The following is a 16,791-nucleotide window of genomic DNA, read 5'->3' on the forward strand; positions in this document are numbered from 1 at the left end:
AGCTGAAGTCCCGGCAGCCGTGACCGCGCAGCGTGAGCGGGTTGAAGTACTCGCGGAAGCCCGACACGGACACCGCCCGCATGGTCGCGTCCGCGAGCGTCCTGGCCAGGTCGGGGCGGCGTTCCCGCAGGCCCTGCCAGACCAGCCAGCTCACGTTGACCCAGCTCGGGCCACGCCAGTAGCGGGCCGCCTCGAACTCGGGGGCGTCCATGGCGTAGCTGGGCAGCGGCCTGTCCTGCAGCCCGAACCGGTCGATCGCCGTGCCGATCAGCGCGTCGGCGACCTCGGGCGGCAGGCCGGGCAGCATGAGCGGCGTCAGGCCCGCCACGCTGCCGGAGTCGAGCAGGGTGCCGCTGTGCATGTCGCGGGGCTGGAAGAGCTTGCCGTCGAAGAGGTGCTTCACCATGGCCTTGGTGAGCGCCTCGGCCTCGCGCCGGTGCGGCTCCGGGTCCAGGCCGAGCTCCTCTGCGATGGTGGCCAGCGTCGACTCCGCCGACCCGTACGCGGCGTTGAACAGCGGGTCCTCGACGTGGAACGGTCCTGGCTCGCGGTAGCCGGACTCGCGGTAGGCCTGGGCGATCTCGACGTACTGGACATAGTCGCGGTCGGTGGGCCGCTCGTCGGCGTTGACGCTCTGCAGGTCCCTGCGCACGAACCCGGTCGCGGTGGTCTCCACCGCGGCCAGCGGCAGGTCCCACGCCGGGCTGTTGTCCATCCCGGACTCCCAGGGGTGCACGATCGAGATCAGCCCCTCGTCGGAGCGCCGCTGGTCGCGCAGGAACTCCTGCTGGGCCACCAGCCGGGGGTAGATCCGGCGCAGGAACGCGCGGTCGGGCTCGGCCTGGTACGTCTTCCACGCCGCCAGCGCGTGCACCGGCGGCTGGACGATGCCGGAGGTGCGCACCCCGGAGGGCGCCGCCGTCCGCCAGAAGTCGGAGCTGGGGAAGTACGCGTCCTCGGGCACCTGCGGGTTGAAGACGATGTGCGGCACCCTGCCGTCGTACCACTGGGCCCCGAACAGGCTGAGCAGCTCCGTACGGGCTCTGCGCGGCGACCAGCGGGCGTTGCCGATCGCGATGAAGGCGGAGTCCCAGCTCCACTGGTGCGGGTAGAGGCGACGGGAGGGAACCGTATAACTGCCGTCCCAGTTGCTGGCCAGGACGCGCACGGCGTCGCGGAGGATCATAGATACTTCCTCACGAATGCTGCGGTTTGGGGAAGAACGATCTCGGGCTCGCCGCGGAGCCTGCACTCCAGGGCGAGGTAGCCGTCGAAGCCGACGGCGTCGAGCGTGGCGAGCTGCGCGCCCCAGTCGAGGTGCCCGGTGCCCGGCTGGTTCCTGTTCGACTCGCTGATCTGCATGTGGGCGATGTACGGGGCCGCGTCGATCAGCGCACGGCAGGGGTCGTCCTCCTCGATGTTCATGTGGTAGGTGTCGCCGACGATCCTGATGGAGTCCATGGCGCAGTACGAGACGGCCTCGGCCAGGGTGTTGACCATGTGGTTCTCGTACCGGTTGAGCGGCTCCAGCATGATCAGCACGCCGTTGCGGTGCGCGTGCTCGCCGAGGATGCCCAGCGCCTCGGCCAGCACCTCGCGGTCCTCCTCGGGGCTGCGCGGCGGCTCGAACGGCGGCAGGCGGCGGGAGAACTGCCCCCAGGAGGCGGGGGTCATGACGCCGACGCCGCCCAGCTCGCCGATGACGGTGAGCTGGGAGCGGAGCTGCTGGATGGCGTCCTTGCGCTTGGCCGGGTCGAAGTCGCCGATGAAGTGCGGCATGTCCACGCAGACCGTCGGCATCTTCACGCCGTCGGCCAGCGCCCGCTTGAGCTCCGTCAGGCGGCCCGCGAAGTGGAAGTCACCCTTGCCGCGCAGCTCGATGGCGTCGAAGCCGGCATCGAGCGCGAACGCGAACTTCTCCTGCAGCGAGCGACCGGGCAGAAGCTGCTCCTGTACGGCGAGCTTCACGTTTACTCCTTGAATTCGAAGACGAGCTGGAGAACCTCGGACTGGTGCTTGTCGAGCAGGTCGAAGGCCTCGGCGGCCCGGTCGACGGGCATGACGTGGCTGACGAGCTCGCGGGCGTCGACCTCGCCGCGGTGCACGAGCTCCATGAACGTGAGCTGCAGCCGCTCGACGTCCCAGCGGTGGGCCAGCCACGAGGCGACGCCGCCGATCTGGGAGGAGACGAGCTGGACCTGGTTGTGGTGGAACTCCTCGCCGAGCCGCAGCCCGACGCCGTCGCCCTGGTAGAACCCGGCGGCCACGACCCGGCCGCCCTTGCGGACGGTGCGGATCGCCTCGTGCAGGCCGAGGTGGCTGCCGCTGAGCTCGATGACGGTGTCGGCGCCGACGACGCGCTTGCGCATGAACTCGGCGACCGAGCCGGAGGCCACGTCGAACGTCTCGGCCGCGCCGAACTTCCTGGCCAGCTCCAGCCGGTCGGGGATGGCGTCGGTGGCGACCACGCGGGCGCCGCTGAGCACGGCCAGCCGGGTGGCGAGCAGCCCGATGACGCCCTGGCCGAAGATCGCGATCTGGTCGCCGAGGTGCACGTCGGCGGCGTGCACCGCGTTCAGCGCGATCGCGCCGACCCGGGCGAAGACGCCGGTCAGCGGGTCGGCGCCGGGCGGCAGGACGTGGCCGACGAGCTTCTCGGCCGGGAGGACGGCCTCGGCGCGGTGGCCCCAGATGCCCCAGACGAGGCTGCCGACCGGTGGGTCGGCCACATCGGGCGCGGCCTCCACCACCTCGCCTACCTCCTGGTAGCCCCAGCCGCTGAGTGGGTAGGCATGCGTCTGGCCTTCTACGAAGAGCCTGCGATCGATGTCCCACTTGCGACTGAGATAGGGGTTGGTACCGCGGTAGGCGGTGAGTTCGGTGCCCGCTGAGACTCCTGAATAGAGAGTGCGTACTCGCACTGTGCCCGGCTCTAGCTCGGCGGGCGACTCCAGGCTGACGCGGACATGGCCTGGCTCTTCGAAGGTGATGACGCGCATTCCCCACACTTACGCTTTTTGATCATGCAAAAGTCAAAGATTTAGCGTTACTTTGCACACGATAGTTGCGCTCGTAACACTCTTAAGTCTACGACTTCCGTCGGAGGTGACTGATGAAATTGGGGTTTCTGACAGCGTGTCTTCCGGAAAGCGACCTTACCGACATTGCTCGCTGGGCCGCCACCCAGGGCTTCGAGGCCCTGGAAGTGGCCGGCTGGCCGGCTCCGGATGACCGAAATCACATCAGGGTAGATCGTTTCGACGACGCCGAATGCGAGCGAGTCCGGCGAGTCTTCGCGGAGACCGGACTCACGCTCTCCTCGATCGCCTACTACGAGAACAATCTCCACCCTACGACAGGGAAGGAAGTGAACGCGCACGTCAGGCGGTGTATCGACGCCGCCGCGGCACTCGGCTGCCCCACGGTCGGCACGTTCATCGGCCGCGATGCCGGGCTGCCGGTCCGCGAAAACCTCGACAGGGCCACTGAGGTCTTCGGGCCGCTCGTCGAGCACGCCCGCGCCAACGGCGTCGAGATCGTCATCGAGAACTGCTTGATGAAAAGCTGGCATCCCGATGGATATCCGGGCAATTTGGCCTACTCGCCCGAACTATGGGAATGGATGTTCACCTTGGGCCTCAAGCTCAACTACGACCCCTCCCATCTGGTGGCCCTGGGCATCGATCCGGTAACGGCACTGACCCCGTACGTCGCCAACATCGCACACGTACAGGCCAAGGACACCCAGTTCCTTCCAGGACGGATCGACCACTACGGCTTTTACGGTCCGATAAGTGGAGAAAAGGGCTGGTACCGCTTCCGCGTGCCGGGGCTCGGGCAAGTGGACTGGACCCGGGTGATCGACGCGCTCTACGAGGGCGGATACGACGGAGTGGTCTCCGTCGAGCACGAGGACCCCGTGTGGAGCGGAAGCACGGAGAGGGTACAGACCGGTCTCGGTATCGCCTACCGCACGTTGCGGCCTCTTGTGCACGGGTAAAGGGCGGCATATCCCCAACCAGAGGAGCGTGCCATGCCGACGAAGGTTACCGCCGTCCTCTCTGTCGCCCTGCTGGCCGCCGCCGCCCTGACGGCCTGCTCAGGCGGCGGTGGCGAGCAGTCGTCAACGAGTAACGAGATCACCGTCTGGACCGAGGAGAACCTCGAGGACCGGATGGCCGCACAGAACGCGATCATCACCGAGTTCACCCAGAAAACCGGGATCAAGGTGAAACTGGTCGGCGTCGCCGAGGACCAGTTCAGCCAGACCCTCACGGCGGCCGCCGCGGCCGACGACCTGCCCGACGTGATCGGCGCGCTGCCGCTGGCCTCCATCCGCGAGATGGAGGCCAACGAGCTGCTCGACACCGAGACGCCGGGCAAGATCGTCGATCAGCTCGGCCGCGACACGTTCTCACCGCGCGCGCTGGAGCTCGACACCTCCGGCGGGAAGCTGCTCGCGGTGCCCAGCGACGGGTGGGCGCAGCTCATCCTCTACCGCAAGGACCTGTTCGAGAAGGCCGGGCTGCAGCCGCCCGACACCTACGAGGCGCTGCAGGCCGCGGCGGCCAAGCTGAACACGGGCGGGATCGCCGGCATCACGCTGGCCATAGCGCCGAAGGACTCCTTCACCGCGCAGAGCTTCGAGCACGTGGCGCTGGCGAACAACTGCCAGCTCGTCGACAACGCAGGCAACGTCGCCCTCAACTCGCCGCAGTGCGTGAAGTCCTTCGACTTCTACTCCAACCTGGCGATCAACCACTCCGTCAAGGGCAAGCAGGACGTCGACACCACCAGGGCCACCTACTTCTCCGGCAAGGCGGCCATGATGATCTGGTCGTCGTTCATCCTCGACGAGATGGCCGGGCTGCGTAAGGACGCGTTGCCGAGCTGCCCCGAATGCCGCGAGGACCCGGAGTGGCTGGCCAAGAACACCGGCGTGGTCACGGCGCTGAAGGGGCCCGACGGGAGCGCGCCCGCCCAGTACGGCGAGATCGTCTCCTGGGCGATCACCGCCGACGCCGCCAAGGACCCCGCCGCCAAGTTCGTCACGTACATGATGAACGAGGGCTACGTGCGCTGGCTCGGCATGGCGCCCGAGGGCAAGTTCCCCACCCGCAAGGGCTTCGAGGAGCAGTGGACCAAGCTGCCGGCCGGCGTCGACACCAAGAAGCCGCTGGCCGACATCTACCCGCCCGAGGTGCTCGACGCGCTGCGCTCCAGCCCTGACACCTTCGCCCGCTGGGGCATCGCCCAGGGCCAGGGCAAGCTGGTCGGCGCCACGATGGGCGAGCTGCCCGTGCCCAAGGCGCTGAGCGGGATCGTCGACGGCACACTGACCCCCGAGCAGGCCGCCCAGCAGGCCCAGAAGGACGTGGAGGCCATCAAGCGCGGGATCAGGCAGTGACCGGGCAGAGCGCGCCGCCACGTCCCAGACGGGCGGCGTCACCTCCGCAGCGCAAGCGGCGCGGGCGCACGCTGCGGGAGCAGGAGGCGCGGGCCGGGCTCCTGCTCATCTCCCCCACGCTGATCATCACGCTCGTCGTGGTGGTGCTGCCGCTGATGTGGGCGATCATGCTCGCGTTCCAGAGCGTGCGGCTGATCAACATCCGCCGGTCCGGCGTCTTCGGGAACTACACGCTGGAGAACTTCACCTACGTCATCTCCGAGCCTGGCTTCTGGACGTCCCTGGCCAACACGCTCGTCTACACGGTGGCGGGCACGGGCCTGTCGATCGTGCTCGGGCTGGTCGCCGCGCTGGCGCTGCGGCAGCGGTTCGCGGGCCGGACCCTCATCAGGGCCTCCATCCTGATCCCGTACGTGGCGCCGGTCGTGGCCGTGACGTTCCTGTGGGAGACGATGCTCAACCCGCAGTACGGCCTCGTCAACACCTGGCTGAGCGAGCCGATCGCGTTCCTCACCCAGGCCCAGGGCGACTTCCTCGGCTTCAAGATCCCGGTGGCGCTGCTGACGGTGATCCTGTTCGAGGCCTGGCGGTACTTCCCGTTCGCGTTCCTGTTCATCCTGGCCAGGCTGCAGGCCATGCCCGCGGACCTGGAGGAGGCCGCGGTGGTCGACGGGGCCGCGCCGACCCAGCTCTTCCGTCACGTGATCCTGCCGCAACTGTGGTCGGTGATCGCGCTGCTGGCGGTGCTGCGGTTCGTGTTCACCTTCACCAAGTTCGACGACGTCTACCTGCTGACCGGCGGCGGAGCCGGCACCGAGGTGGTCAGCGTGCGGGTCTACAACTTCCTGACCTCGCGCGACGACATCGGCGCCGCGGCGGCGCAGGCGATCGTGCTGGCGGTCTTCCTGGTCGTCTTCCTGATCATCTACCTCAGGTTCTTCTCCGGGGGTGAACGTGAGCAGAGATAGGTTCGAGCGCGGGCTGTTCGCGCTGCTCAAGCCGCTGGTGATCGCATTCCTCTTCCTGATCACAGCGTTCCCGTTCCTCTACATGGTGATGTTGTCGGTACGCGACATCCAGGAGCTCATCCTGGAGCCGGGCTCGCTCTGGCCGAACGCCATCACCCTCGACACCTACGTGAACGTGCTGACCAGGCAGGGCTTCCTGACCTTCCTCAAGAACAGCGCCATCATCTCGATCGCCTCCGTGGCGGTCACGCTGCTGATCTCGATCCCCGGCGCGTACGCGGTCGCGCGGCTGCGCTTCTTCGGCCGCCGTCAGGTTCACTTCCTCTTCCTGGCGGTGTACCTGTTCCCGGCGATCGTGCTGGCCATCCCGCTCTTCGTGCTCTTCACCATGATCGGGCTGCGGGGGTCGCTGATCGGACTGATCCTCGTGTATATCGCGCAAACCGTGCCCGTCACGGTATACATGCTCCGCAACTACTTCGAGACCGTGCCGCAAAGCGTGGAGGAAGCGGCGGCGATCGACGGATGCACGAGGTTGTCGACCATCTGGCGCGTGGTGCTGCCGCTGTCCAAGCCGGCGCTGATGGCCACCGGCCTCTACGCCTTCATGATCGCCTGGAACGAGTTCCTGTTCGCCCTGCTCTTCCTGGTGGAGAGGCGGGAGAGCTGGACCGTTTCCCTGGGGCTCTCTCAGCTCGCGGGAAGCATAGAGATCCCGACGACGGTCCTGATGGCAGGATCGGTGGTGCTCACGCTGCCCATCGTGATCGTGTTCTTCGCCAGCGAGCGCCTGCTGACGGAGGGACTCACCGCAGGAGCGGAGAAGGGATGAACCATGCTGACGGCAGGGCAGGTCCTCCAGCTCATTCGCGATGGCTCCTGCCGGACGCGCAAGGAACTGATCGAGCTCACCGGCCTGTCCCGATCGACGATCACCGACCGGGTCGACCGGCTCATCGACGCCGGCTACATCCATGAGTCCGGCGTCGGCACCTCCGGGGGCGGGCGACCGCCCTCGGTGCTCGACGTGGACGCCACCCAGCGCCTGATGCTGGTGGCCGACCTGGGCGCCACCCACGCCAGGGTGGCGCTCACCGACCTCGCCGCCCGGCCCATCGCCGAGGAGAGCACCGAGATGCGCATCGAGCTCGGCCCCGACGCCGTGCTGTCCTGGGTGCGCGAGGCGTTCCAGCGCATGCTGGACCGGGTCGGGCGGCCGGCCGCCGAGGTGTGCGGGATCGGCCTCGACCTGCCCGGCTCGGTGGACCACACGACCGGGCGGGTGATCAGGTCGTTCCTGATGCCCGGCTGGGACGACCATCCGGTGCGCGAGGCGATCGGCACCACCTTCGACGTGCCGATCCTGGTGGAGAACGACGCGAACGCGATGGCGCTGGGCGAGTGGTGGTCGTTCTGGCGCGACACCGACTCACTGGTCCTCATCAAGGTCTCCACCGGCATCGGCACCGGCATCATCCTCGACGGGCAGATCTACCGCGGCGTCGAGGAGGCCGCGGGCAACATCGGGCACGTACGGCTGCGCGAGACCGACGACCGGGTCTGCACCTGCGGCTCGCGCGGCTGCGTGGCGTCGCTGGCCAGCGGCCACGCCCTGGCCACCGACCTGGGCGTGGCCTCCAGCCGCGACGTGGTCAGGCTCGTGCATGCAGGCGATCCGGGCGCCATCGCCGGCGTCCAGGAGGCCGGGCGCACGCTGGGCGTCGTGCTGGCCACCGCGGTCAGCCTGCTCAACCCCGGCGTGCTGGTGCTGGCCGGGGACATGGCCGAGACCAGGGAGCACTACCTCACGGGCATCAGGGAGATCGTCTACCGACGCAGCCTGCCGTACACGACGCGGAACCTGGAGATCGTCACCAGCTCGCTCGGGGACCGGGCCGGGATCGTCGGGATGGCGGTGATCGTCATGGAACACGTGCTCTCCCCCGCCTCCGTGGACGCCGCCCTGGCCGGCAAGGCGAACGCGGTCAACTGAGCGCGGTCGCCTCGTCGGCCCCGGTGAGCGCGGTCAGCCGGGCGCGGTCGCCTCGTCGGCCGGGGCGGGCGCGGTCTGGCGGGCGTGGTCGCCTCGTCGACTGGGGCGGGCGCGGTCAGGCGAGTGCGGCGTGCAGGAGGGCGGGTGCCTCGACGAGCGAGGGGCCGTACCAGGTGAGCAACCGCCCGCTCACCGGCGCGCAGCGCAGGCCGGGGAAGGACTCAGGGCCGTCGTCCCGGCTGAACGCGTACGGCTCGTCGGGCAGGACGACCAGGTCGGGGCGCCGCTCGTTCAGCTCGGCGAGCGGGATCTTCGGGTAGCGCTCCGGATGGGCGGCGTACAGGTTGTCCACGCCGAGGCGCCTGAGCACGTCGCCCGTGAACGTGTCGCGGCCCACCACCATCCACGGCCGGCGCCAGATCGGCACGATCGCCGTCCGTCTCGGCCCGTCGAAGGGCGCGCGCCACGCCTCCCGCGCCCGCCCCAGCCAGCCGGGCGGCTCCACGCGGCAGGCGACGGCGAACATGCGCTCCAACGAGGTGAACGCCTCCTCCACCGTCTCGATCCGCGTCACCCACACCGGGACGCCCGACGCGCGCAGCGCCTCGATGTCGGGCGGCCGGTTCTCCTCGGCGTTGGCCAGCACCACGTCAGGGGCCAGCCGCCTGATCGCTTCGAGGTCGGGGTTCTTGGTGCCCCTGACCCTGGCCACGTCGAGGCCCGCCGGGTGGGAGCACCAGTCGGTCGCCCCGACCAGCGCGCCGGGCAGGGTCGCCGCCACCGACTCGGTCAGCGACGGCACCAGGGAGACGATCCGCCCCACCGTCTCGGGAATTCGCACGCTCGCACCGGTGTCATCCACACCGGCCAGCCTATGATGATCGTTTGTCGGTCGATGGCCGTAGACTTCGGCCCAAAGATCGTTCGACTCGTGATCGGGGGACGACGGTTGCAGCGGGAGTCGCTCGGCTTCGATCCGAAAACACCCAGCGTGGCCAGGCTCTACGACTACTACCTGGGCGGCAAGGACCACTTCCCTGCCGACCGCGCGGCGGCGGAGCGCATCCTGGAGGTCGCGCCCGAGCTGCGGGCGGCGGCGCGGGCCAACCGCTCGTTCCTCGGCCGGGCGGTGCGCTTCCTCGCCGCGTCCGGCGTCGAGCAGTTCCTCGACATCGGCACCGGGCTGCCCGCCCACGGCAACGTGCACGAGGTGGCGCCCTCGGCGCGGGTGGTCTACGTCGACCATGATCCGGTGGTGCTCGTGCACGCCAGGGCGCTGCTCGCCGGGCAGGGCGAGACGACCGTGGTCAGGGGCGACCTGCGTGAGCCCGCCGCGCTGCTGAAGGACCCCGACCTGCTGCGGGCCCTCGACCTCGACAGGCCGGTGGGCGTGCTGCTGACCGCGGTCCTGCACTACGTCGCCGACGCCGACGACCCCGAGGCGATCGTCGCCACGCTGCGCGACGCCCTCGCCCCCGGCAGCCACCTGGTCCTGTCGCACGGCACCAGCGACGCCAGGGCCGCCGTCGTCGAGCGGGCCACCGAGGTCTACCTCGGCGCCGACACGCCGCTCACGCTGCGCGGGCGGGAGCGGATCGGCAGGCTGTTCCAGGGGTTCGAGCTGGTGCGGCCCGGCCTGGTCTGGCTGCCCGAATGGCGTCCCGAGCAGGCCGACCTGATCGACTTCCACGACGGCCCCGAGTCGTCGCTGACCCTGTGCGGCGTGGGCAGGAAGGGCTGAGGCCGTGGAGATCGGGCTGGCCGTGCCGCAGTACGGCAGGTTCGCGCAGCTGTCCAGCGTGCTGCGGGTGGCGCGCGAGGCCGAGTCGATGGGCTTGCACAGCCTGTGGGCCGGCGACCGGCTGCTCACCCCGCTGCGGCCGAAGGACCGCTACCCGGGCGGCGACGGCACCATCCCGGAGGCGCACCGGGTGTTCCTCGACCCGTTCGCGGTGCTGTCGGTCGCCGCGTCGGTCACCTCCACCGTGCGGCTCGGCACCAGCGCGCTCAACGCCTGCTGGTACGCCCCGGCCGTCCTGGCGCGGTCGCTCACCACGATCGACCACCTCAGCGGCGGGCGGCTCGACGCCGGCCTCGGGCTGGGCTGGTCCTCCGACGAGTACGCCGCCGCCGGCGTGCCCTGGGAAGGCCGGGCCCGGCGTTACGAGGCCACGCTCGACGCCCTGGAGGCGATCTGGACCACCGACCCGGTGGCGTACGAGCACGAGCTGTGGACGATCGCGCCGAGCCACATCGAGCCCAAACCGGCCCGGCGCCCGCCGCTCTACCTGGCGGGCTTCTCCGAGCCGGCGCTGCGCCGCATCGGCCGCAGGGGCGACGGCTGGCTGACCGCCGCGCTACCGATCCACGCGCTGACGTCGATGTGGCGGACGGTGTGCCACGCCGCGGAGCAGGCCGGCCGCGACCCCGCCGGCCTGCGCATGGTGCTGCGCGCCAACCCGGTGATCGACGAGCACGGCACGCCGCCGAGAAGCGGCACCGTCGCCGGGATCGCCGCCTACCTCGCCACCGCGGCCGAGGCCGGGGTGCACGAGGTGATCCTCGACCTCCAGCACACCGCCACGGACGACCGGAACCTGCTCGATCTGGCGGCGGCCTTCCAGGCGGAGCTGGGCGGGTGAGGGCTTGCTCGGCGGGCGAGCGAGGGCTTGTCCCGTGGCGGGTGAGGGCCTGCTCGGCGGCGAGCGAGGGCTTGTCCCGTGGCGGGCGAAGGCCTGCTCGGGCGGCGGGTGAGGCTTACTTGAGTGCGGACAGCGCGCCCTCGTAGTCGGGCTCCTGCGTGATCTCCGGCACCAGCTCGGAGTAGACCACGTTGTTGTCGGCGTCCAGCACGACCACGGCCCGCGCGGCCAGCCCGGCCAGCGGCCCCGACTCCTGGGAGACGCCGTAGTCGTCGAGGAACTCACGGCCGCGCATGAGCGACAGCGTGGTGACGTTCTCCAGGCCCTCGGCGCCGCAGAACCGCTTCTGGGCGAAGGGCAGGTCGGCCGAGATGCACAGCACCGCCACGTCGGGGTGCTCGGCGGCGACCTCGTTGAAGCGGCGCACGGAGGCCGCGCACACGCCGGTGTCGACGCTCGGGAAGATGTTGAGGACCTTCGTCTTCTGGCCGAAGTCCTCCAGCGTGCGTTCCGCCAGGTCGGCGCCCACCAGCTTGAACGCGGGAGCGCTGTCGCCGGGCTTCGGGAAGGTGCCGGCCACGGTGATGGGGTTGCCCTTGAAGGTGACGGACATGGAAAGCCTCCTGATAACGATGTTCTCCCAGCATCGAGATCCTATCGGCGTCCCCGTCGGGCCCGGTCGTGGCGGGCCGCGCTCCCGTAAGGGACGGTCGTGGCGGGCGGCGGGCGGCGGGCAGCGGGCGGCGGGCAGCAGGCGGCAGGCGGCAGGCGGCGGGCAGCAGGCGGCGGGCAGCAGGCGGCGGGCGGGCCGGATCGCGCTGTCTGTCAGGCCCAGTCGTGTCGGGCGGCGTGCCAGCCGAGCTGGACCCGTGTGCGTACGCCGGCCAGATCCATCAGCGCCCGCAGCCGCCGCTGGAGCGTACGCAACGACAGGTCGAGCTGGCCGGCCACCGCCTCGTCCGTCAGGCCCGACAGCAGCAGCGCCAGGATCTTCCTGTCCAGCTCGCCGATCTCGGGCTCGTGCGACTCCCGTAACTCGCCCAGCGCGTCGGCCCGCAACGGGTATGCGCGCTGCCACACCGCCTCGAACAGCGCCTCCACCCCGGTCAGCAGGCCGCTGCGGTGCAGCAGCACAGCCGCGGGCTCGCCGCCCGGCTCGGTGGTCAGCGGGACCAGCGCCAGCTCGGAGTCGGCCATCATCAGCTTGATCGGCAGCTTGTCGGCCACCCTGACCTGTACGCCCTTGCGCACCGAGTCGACGATGCCGGGGACCGCGCCCGGCGTGGCCAGCACCTCGCGCTCGATCGCCACCTGGTACTCGATCCCGCGGTCCACGCCCCGGTCCTCGGCGGTGTTGTCGCTGGGCGGCACGGCCACGAACGGCGCCGTGGAGAACGAGCGGACGCGTTCGCGGGCGGCCCACTGGATTTGCAGGAAACGCTGTCTCACTGCCTCCACCCCTGTGACGACCTCGATCAGGTCGCCGACGGCGCGGTCGGCGGCGGCCATCCGGTGCTGCTCGGCCAGCGCCACGATCGCCAGCTCCGCCGTGCGCAGCTCCTCCCTGCGGGCGGTGAGCAGGCCGCCCAGCGCCACGGACGGCGGGGCGGCGGCATAGCGGTCGCCGTGGCGATCCGCACTGCCGTCCGCGCGGTGGCCCTCGTGACCGTCCGCGCACCGATCCGCCTGACCATCCGCCTGCCTGCCCGAACGGCCGCCCGCACGGCGGTCCGAGTCGCGGTCCGGGCGGCCGTCTAGATGGACGCCCGCGTGGCGATCCCGGTGGCCGCCCGCATGGCGATCCGGGCGGTCGTCCGGGCGGGGGCCAGGGTGGCGGTCCGGGCGGTGGTCAGGGTGGCGGGAGACCAGGCCGCGGCCGGTCAGGGTGGTGAGGTCCGCTTCGATCGCGGCGGCCGGCCGGTCGAGGGCGGCGGCGAGGTCGGCCACGGAGCGGGGCGCATCCACCAGCAGCCGGTAGACGGCTTCCTCGCCCGCCGTGAGCCCCAGCGCCTCCAGCACGGTGCCCGTCTCCCTCTGCTCGCCCGGATCGCCGACCAGTATGGGAGAGAAAATGGGGCCAAAGGCGACATAGCCGTCTTCGGCCCCGAATCGTGACTGCACGGTTATCTAGCTCACAAGAGCCCGGATGATCTCCTGGCTCACCGTGTTCCCCTTGGCGTCCGAGGCGGTGGCCTTCAGCGACAGGGAGCCGCCGCGGACGGCGGTGGTCCACGCGCCCTTGCCTGTCGGCACGAGCACGGCGGGCTGCCACGTCGCGCCGTCGTCGTAGGAGACCGACAGCGTGGCCTTGCTCGCCCTGCTCGGCGAGTCCAGCCACTCCTGCGTGGTCGCCGACAGGCCGATCCTGACGATCGGGCCGATCACCTTGACGTCGTAGTCGAGCTGCATCATCGGGATGTCCACCTGATAAGGACCCTCAGGGTCGACAGGGGCCGAGGTGAAGCCCCACTCGGTGCGGGTGCGGGTGGAGGTGCGCCAGCGCTCGGCGTCCCTGTTCACGTCGAGCGTCAGCCGGTACGGCGCCGCCTGTTCGGGCAGCCCGTTCCAGACGGCCATGGCGCGCCCCGCCGACTTCCTGATCAGCTTGTCGCCCTGGTAGAGCGCGATCGACATGTTCGCGTACTCGTCGCCGCCGCCACCGGAGTGTCCCGGCGTGCCGTCGGCCAGCGGCGGGATGTTGAACTGCATGCCGTTGCCCTGGTCGCGGAACGGCCCCCAGTACTCGGTGCTCAGCCGCGGCCGGACGACCGGCGCGAACCACTCGTGCGTGACCTTCTGCCCCGCCCGGTAGGTCTGCGGCTTCTGCCGCATCTCCCAGTCGTCGGCGCCGCCGATGAAGTGGTTCTCGTACCAGCGGTAACCCGATCCGGTGGTGACCCACTCGGTGCGTTCGGCCGGGAAGTACTCGCGTTCCTGGAAGCCGAAGGCGGGCCCCCAGCCGTCCACCAGGTTGTAGCGGAAGCCGCCGCCCTCCTGGCCGGTGGTGGCGCCCCGGTACACGCCGCGGATCTCGGCCAGGCCGCGGGCGCGGTAGGTCAGGTCGCGGTCGGGGACGGCGCCCCGGTGCAGGTCCACCAGGTCGTACAGGTAGGTGGCGTAGGCGCGCTGCCGCACCACGGCGAGCTTGCCGGCCAGGCTCGCGCCCTCGTCGCGGGTGACCAGCACGATCGGGATCGGCAGGCCCTCGCCGTAGCTCTCGTACAGGCGTCCAGGCGCGTCGTTGACGACCACCAGCAGCTTGGCGCCGGCTGCGACGGCCTGCTTGGCCCGCTCCTCGGCGGTGACCTCGGCGCTGCGGGTGACGATCACGGCCTTGCCCCTGGCGTCCACGCCCGCGTAGTCCTGCGCGGCGCCCTTGCCCGCGCTGACCGTGCGCAGCAGCGAACGGCCGTCGGTGAGGGTGCCGCCGCCCTGCACGGTGGTGATCAGCGGGGCGCGGCCGGAGACGTCGAGCGTGAGGCTCGGCTCGCCGGCGCGCCAGCGGGTCAGGTAGTCGAACGTGCCCTTCGTGACCCGCTCGGTGGGCGAGACGTAGACGCTGTCGTACCAGATGGGCAGCACGTAGCCGAGCCTGATCGGGCGGTCCTGGCCCGGGATCGTCCTGGCGAAGTCGAGCTGGGTCTGCCGCCGCTCGGCGAGCCGCGGCGTGCTGACGTTCAGCGGCCTGGCCTCGCTCGCGTCGAGCACGACCTCCTTGTTCCCGTCGAGGACGGTCTCGGGGTCGATCAGCAGGGCCATGCCGCGGGCGTCGGCGCGCTGCCCGGCCACCTCCAGCAGCGAGTACGCCACGTAGGTGTCCGGCGGCAGGCGCAGCACCCGCTCGCCGTCCACGTCGTACGGGATCATGTCGCCGTTGAACGCGGCCAGCACCACCCGTCCGGCGGCGGGCTCGCCGTCGCGGTCGCGCAGCTTCAGGGTCAGGTCGTACAGCTCGCGCTCCTTGACCGCGCCGAACGCGGTGCGCACGGACGTCTCCCCCGCCGTGGCGGTGACCAGCCCGGACGCCTTGGCGCCCGGCTCCAGCCCCGCCGGGTCGATGCTCAGCGTGACGTCGGCGGTTCCGTGCGCGGGCACCGTGACCTGCGGCGCGGACAGGGTGGCCGCGGTGGAGCCGCTGACCGCCAGGTCGAGCGTGACGCCGGCGTCGCCGTCGTTGCGGTAGGTGATCGTCCGGTCGGTCCTCGGGTCGCCGTCGGCGTGCGGCCAGTCGTAGAACGCGGTGGGCACCGAGCCCGTCGCGGTCACCGTGGCCCGCACGGCCGCCGCCACGTCGAGCCGGCCCGTGCCCTGCTCGAACGGCGTGTACGGCACCGCCTCGGCGGAGCTCATCAGCGCGTCCTTGAGCCGCTGCCCGGTCCAGCCGGGGTGCCGCTGGAGCAGGATGGCCGCCGCGCCCGCGACGTGCGGGGTGGCCATGGAGGTGCCGTCCAGCTTCCAGTACGGCCCGTCCGCCTCGGTGTTGTACGACGAGTGCGCCGCGTTGATCGCGACCCCGGGCGCGGAGATGTCGGGCTTGAGGCCGTAGGTCCGGTCGAGCGGCCCCATGCTGGAGAACGCGGCCCGCCTGTCGGACTTGTCCACCGCGCCCACGGTCAGCGCCGAGGCCGCGGAGCCGGGCGCGCCGATCGTGCCCTCGCCGTAGCTGTTGCCCGCGGCGATCACGAACAGCGTGCCGTGCTGCGCCGACAGGGTGTCCACGGCCTGCGCCATGGGGTCGGCGCCGCCGTCGGGCAGGCTGCTGCCCAGGCTCATGCTGACGACCTCGGCCCTGGCCGCCGCCCACTCCATGCCCGCGATGATCCACGAGTCCTGGCCGTAGCCGTCGTCGCCGAGCACCTTGCCGATCAGCAGTTCGGCGCCGGGGGCGACGCCCTTGTTGTCGCCGTTGGACGCGGCGCCGGTGCCCGCCACCGTGGAGGCCACATGGGTGCCGTGGCCGTTGACGTCCTTGACCTCCTCGCCCGGCACGAAGCTGGTGGACTCGGCGATGCGGCCCTTGAGGTCGGGGTGGGTATCGTCCACGCCGGTGTCGAGCACGGCGACCTTGACGCCCGCGCCGTCGAGCCCGGCCGCCCACGCCTGCGGGGCGCCGACCTGCGGCACGCTCTCCTTGAGCGCGACCCTGGCCTTGCCGTCCAGCCACACCTTGGCCGGGCCCGACCGCGCGGTCGCGGCCGTGCCGAGCGAGTTCCAGAACGGGCGCGGGTCCGCGCCGAGCCGCAGCGCCGCGCCCTTGACGCTGGGCAGCGCCCGGACGACCTGCGCGCCGGTCGCCGAGCGCGGCGCGGCGCCCGCGTAGGAGACGATCACCGGCGGGGTGCCGCGGTAGCCCATCTCGGCCAGCGCGGTGACGTTGAACAGCCGCCGGTCCAGCCGGTCGGCCGCGAGCAGCGGCACGGCCTCGTCGGGCAGCACGTACAGGTCGCCGCCCGACTGCTGGATCTGGACGCCGCCCTGGGCGCCGGCCGGGCGGTCCACGGTGACGGTGTCCTGGTCGCCGGGGCCGTCCACGTAGTGGACCCGGTGGCCGGTGATGAGGGTGATCTCCGTGTCCTGCGGGGTCTGCGCGGCCGGCCGGGTGTCCGCGTGCGCCGCTAAGGGCGCCGACAGGCCGGTCGCCGCCAGCGCCGCCGCCAGGACGCCGGTGAGGGTTCTGGGAGTGAGGGGCATGCACCGGATTCCACCGGTTCGGATGATCGGCGGGGAAGGGCATCGGGCTGGCGAATACCCGCCGTGACACAACCCCGCCATCACCCGTTC

General features: G+C 70.9%; 13 protein-coding genes and 1 pseudogene. 7 read left to right on the forward strand and 7 right to left on the reverse strand.

Going from position 1 to position 16,791, the window contains the following annotated elements; translation table 11 throughout:
* Positions 1-7: 7 nt before the first annotated feature.
* The 3 genes and pseudogenes from FXF51_RS63990 to FXF51_RS52990 form a co-directional block, all read right to left on the reverse strand.
* Positions 8-1,186: pseudogene (locus tag FXF51_RS63990) on the reverse strand (MGH1-like glycoside hydrolase domain-containing protein); the annotation flags it as partial.
* The gene (locus tag FXF51_RS52985) at positions 1,183-1,968 is read right to left on the reverse strand and encodes a sugar phosphate isomerase/epimerase family protein (protein ID WP_148442454.1); all 786 of its coding nucleotides are present in this window, start codon (positions 1,966-1,968) and stop codon (positions 1,183-1,185) included. The gene FXF51_RS52985 and the pseudogene FXF51_RS63990, both read right to left, overlap by 4 nt.
* A gap of 2 nt (positions 1,969-1,970) precedes the next feature.
* Positions 1,971-2,750 carry a zinc-dependent alcohol dehydrogenase gene (locus FXF51_RS52990; protein ID WP_262380468.1) on the reverse strand — a complete coding sequence of 260 codons (780 nt, stop codon included), beginning with the start codon at positions 2,748-2,750 and terminating at the stop codon, positions 1,971-1,973.
* 362 nt (positions 2,751-3,112) lie between these two features.
* Here FXF51_RS52990 and FXF51_RS52995 point away from each other — a divergent pair, with 362 nt between their 5' ends.
* Genes FXF51_RS52995 through FXF51_RS53015 form a run of 5 tightly spaced genes read left to right on the forward strand, consistent with a single transcriptional unit; the run spans position 3,113 to position 8,368 of the window.
* Positions 3,113-4,000: a sugar phosphate isomerase/epimerase family protein gene (locus tag FXF51_RS52995; protein WP_148442456.1), complete on the forward strand. Its 888-nt coding sequence runs from the start codon at positions 3,113-3,115 to the stop codon at positions 3,998-4,000.
* Between the two features lie 33 nt (positions 4,001-4,033).
* A complete protein-coding gene (locus FXF51_RS53000) occupies positions 4,034-5,407 on the forward strand; it encodes an ABC transporter substrate-binding protein (protein WP_148442457.1) in 1,374 nt (457 codons plus the stop codon).
* The gene (locus FXF51_RS53005) at positions 5,404-6,375 is read left to right on the forward strand and encodes a carbohydrate ABC transporter permease (RefSeq protein WP_148442458.1); all 972 of its coding nucleotides are present in this window, start codon (positions 5,404-5,406) and stop codon (positions 6,373-6,375) included. Before FXF51_RS53000 ends, FXF51_RS53005 begins: the two co-directional genes overlap by 4 nt.
* Positions 6,362-7,207, forward strand: a complete 846-nt coding sequence (locus FXF51_RS53010) for a carbohydrate ABC transporter permease (protein ID WP_187415053.1) — start codon at positions 6,362-6,364, stop codon at positions 7,205-7,207. Before FXF51_RS53005 ends, FXF51_RS53010 begins: the two co-directional genes overlap by 14 nt.
* Before the next feature lie 3 nt (positions 7,208-7,210).
* Positions 7,211-8,368 carry an ROK family transcriptional regulator gene (locus FXF51_RS53015; RefSeq protein ID WP_148442459.1) on the forward strand — a complete coding sequence of 386 codons (1,158 nt, stop codon included), beginning with the start codon at positions 7,211-7,213 and terminating at the stop codon, positions 8,366-8,368.
* 115 nt (positions 8,369-8,483) lie between these two features.
* Here FXF51_RS53015 and FXF51_RS53020 read toward each other — a convergent pair whose 3' ends face one another.
* Positions 8,484-9,230: a helical backbone metal receptor gene (locus FXF51_RS53020; protein ID WP_148442460.1), complete on the reverse strand. Its 747-nt coding sequence runs from the start codon at positions 9,228-9,230 to the stop codon at positions 8,484-8,486.
* A gap of 69 nt (positions 9,231-9,299) precedes the next feature.
* Here FXF51_RS53020 and FXF51_RS53025 point away from each other — a divergent pair, with 69 nt between their 5' ends.
* Positions 9,300-10,109 carry an SAM-dependent methyltransferase gene (locus FXF51_RS53025; RefSeq protein WP_262380469.1) on the forward strand — a complete coding sequence of 270 codons (810 nt, stop codon included), beginning with the start codon at positions 9,300-9,302 and terminating at the stop codon, positions 10,107-10,109.
* A 4-nt stretch (positions 10,110-10,113) separates the two neighbouring features.
* The gene (locus tag FXF51_RS53030; RefSeq protein ID WP_148442462.1) at positions 10,114-11,010 is read left to right on the forward strand and encodes a TIGR03619 family F420-dependent LLM class oxidoreductase; all 897 of its coding nucleotides are present in this window, start codon (positions 10,114-10,116) and stop codon (positions 11,008-11,010) included.
* A 115-nt stretch (positions 11,011-11,125) separates the two neighbouring features.
* On the opposite strand, the gene tpx is transcribed toward FXF51_RS53030, so the two are convergent.
* The 3 genes from tpx to FXF51_RS53050 form a co-directional block, all read right to left on the reverse strand.
* A complete protein-coding gene (gene tpx / locus FXF51_RS53035; RefSeq protein ID WP_148442463.1) occupies positions 11,126-11,623 on the reverse strand; it encodes a thiol peroxidase in 498 nt (165 codons plus the stop codon).
* 212 nt (positions 11,624-11,835) lie between these two features.
* Positions 11,836-13,029, reverse strand: coding sequence for a response regulator transcription factor (locus FXF51_RS53045; RefSeq protein WP_148442464.1), 1,194 nt, complete (start codon positions 13,027-13,029; stop codon positions 11,836-11,838).
* Between the two features lie 108 nt (positions 13,030-13,137).
* Complete coding sequence (locus tag FXF51_RS53050; RefSeq protein ID WP_148442465.1) at positions 13,138-16,701, reverse strand: S8 family peptidase; 3,564 nt, start codon at positions 16,699-16,701, stop codon at positions 13,138-13,140.
* Between the last annotated feature and the right edge of the window lie 90 nt (positions 16,702-16,791).

This window comes from Nonomuraea sp. PA05 (assembly GCF_008086045.1).
Classification (GTDB): Bacteria; Actinomycetota; Actinomycetes; order Streptosporangiales; family Streptosporangiaceae; genus Nonomuraea; species Nonomuraea monospora.

Bases quoted from the DNA above. Each gene is read 5' to 3' on its own strand.
- FXF51_RS53015 (WP_148442459.1), top strand. From the start codon at position 7,211: ATGCTGACGGCAGGGCAGGTCCTCCAGCTCATTCGCGATGGCTCCTGC.
- FXF51_RS53050 (WP_148442465.1), bottom strand. From the start codon at position 16,701: ATGCCCCTCACTCCCAGAACCCTCACCGGCGTCCTGGCGGCGGCGCTG.
- FXF51_RS52995 (WP_148442456.1), top strand. From the start codon at position 3,113: ATGAAATTGGGGTTTCTGACAGCGTGTCTTCCGGAAAGCGACCTTACC.
- tpx (WP_148442463.1), bottom strand. From the start codon at position 11,623: ATGTCCGTCACCTTCAAGGGCAACCCCATCACCGTGGCCGGCACCTTC.
- FXF51_RS53000 (WP_148442457.1), top strand. From the start codon at position 4,034: ATGCCGACGAAGGTTACCGCCGTCCTCTCTGTCGCCCTGCTGGCCGCC.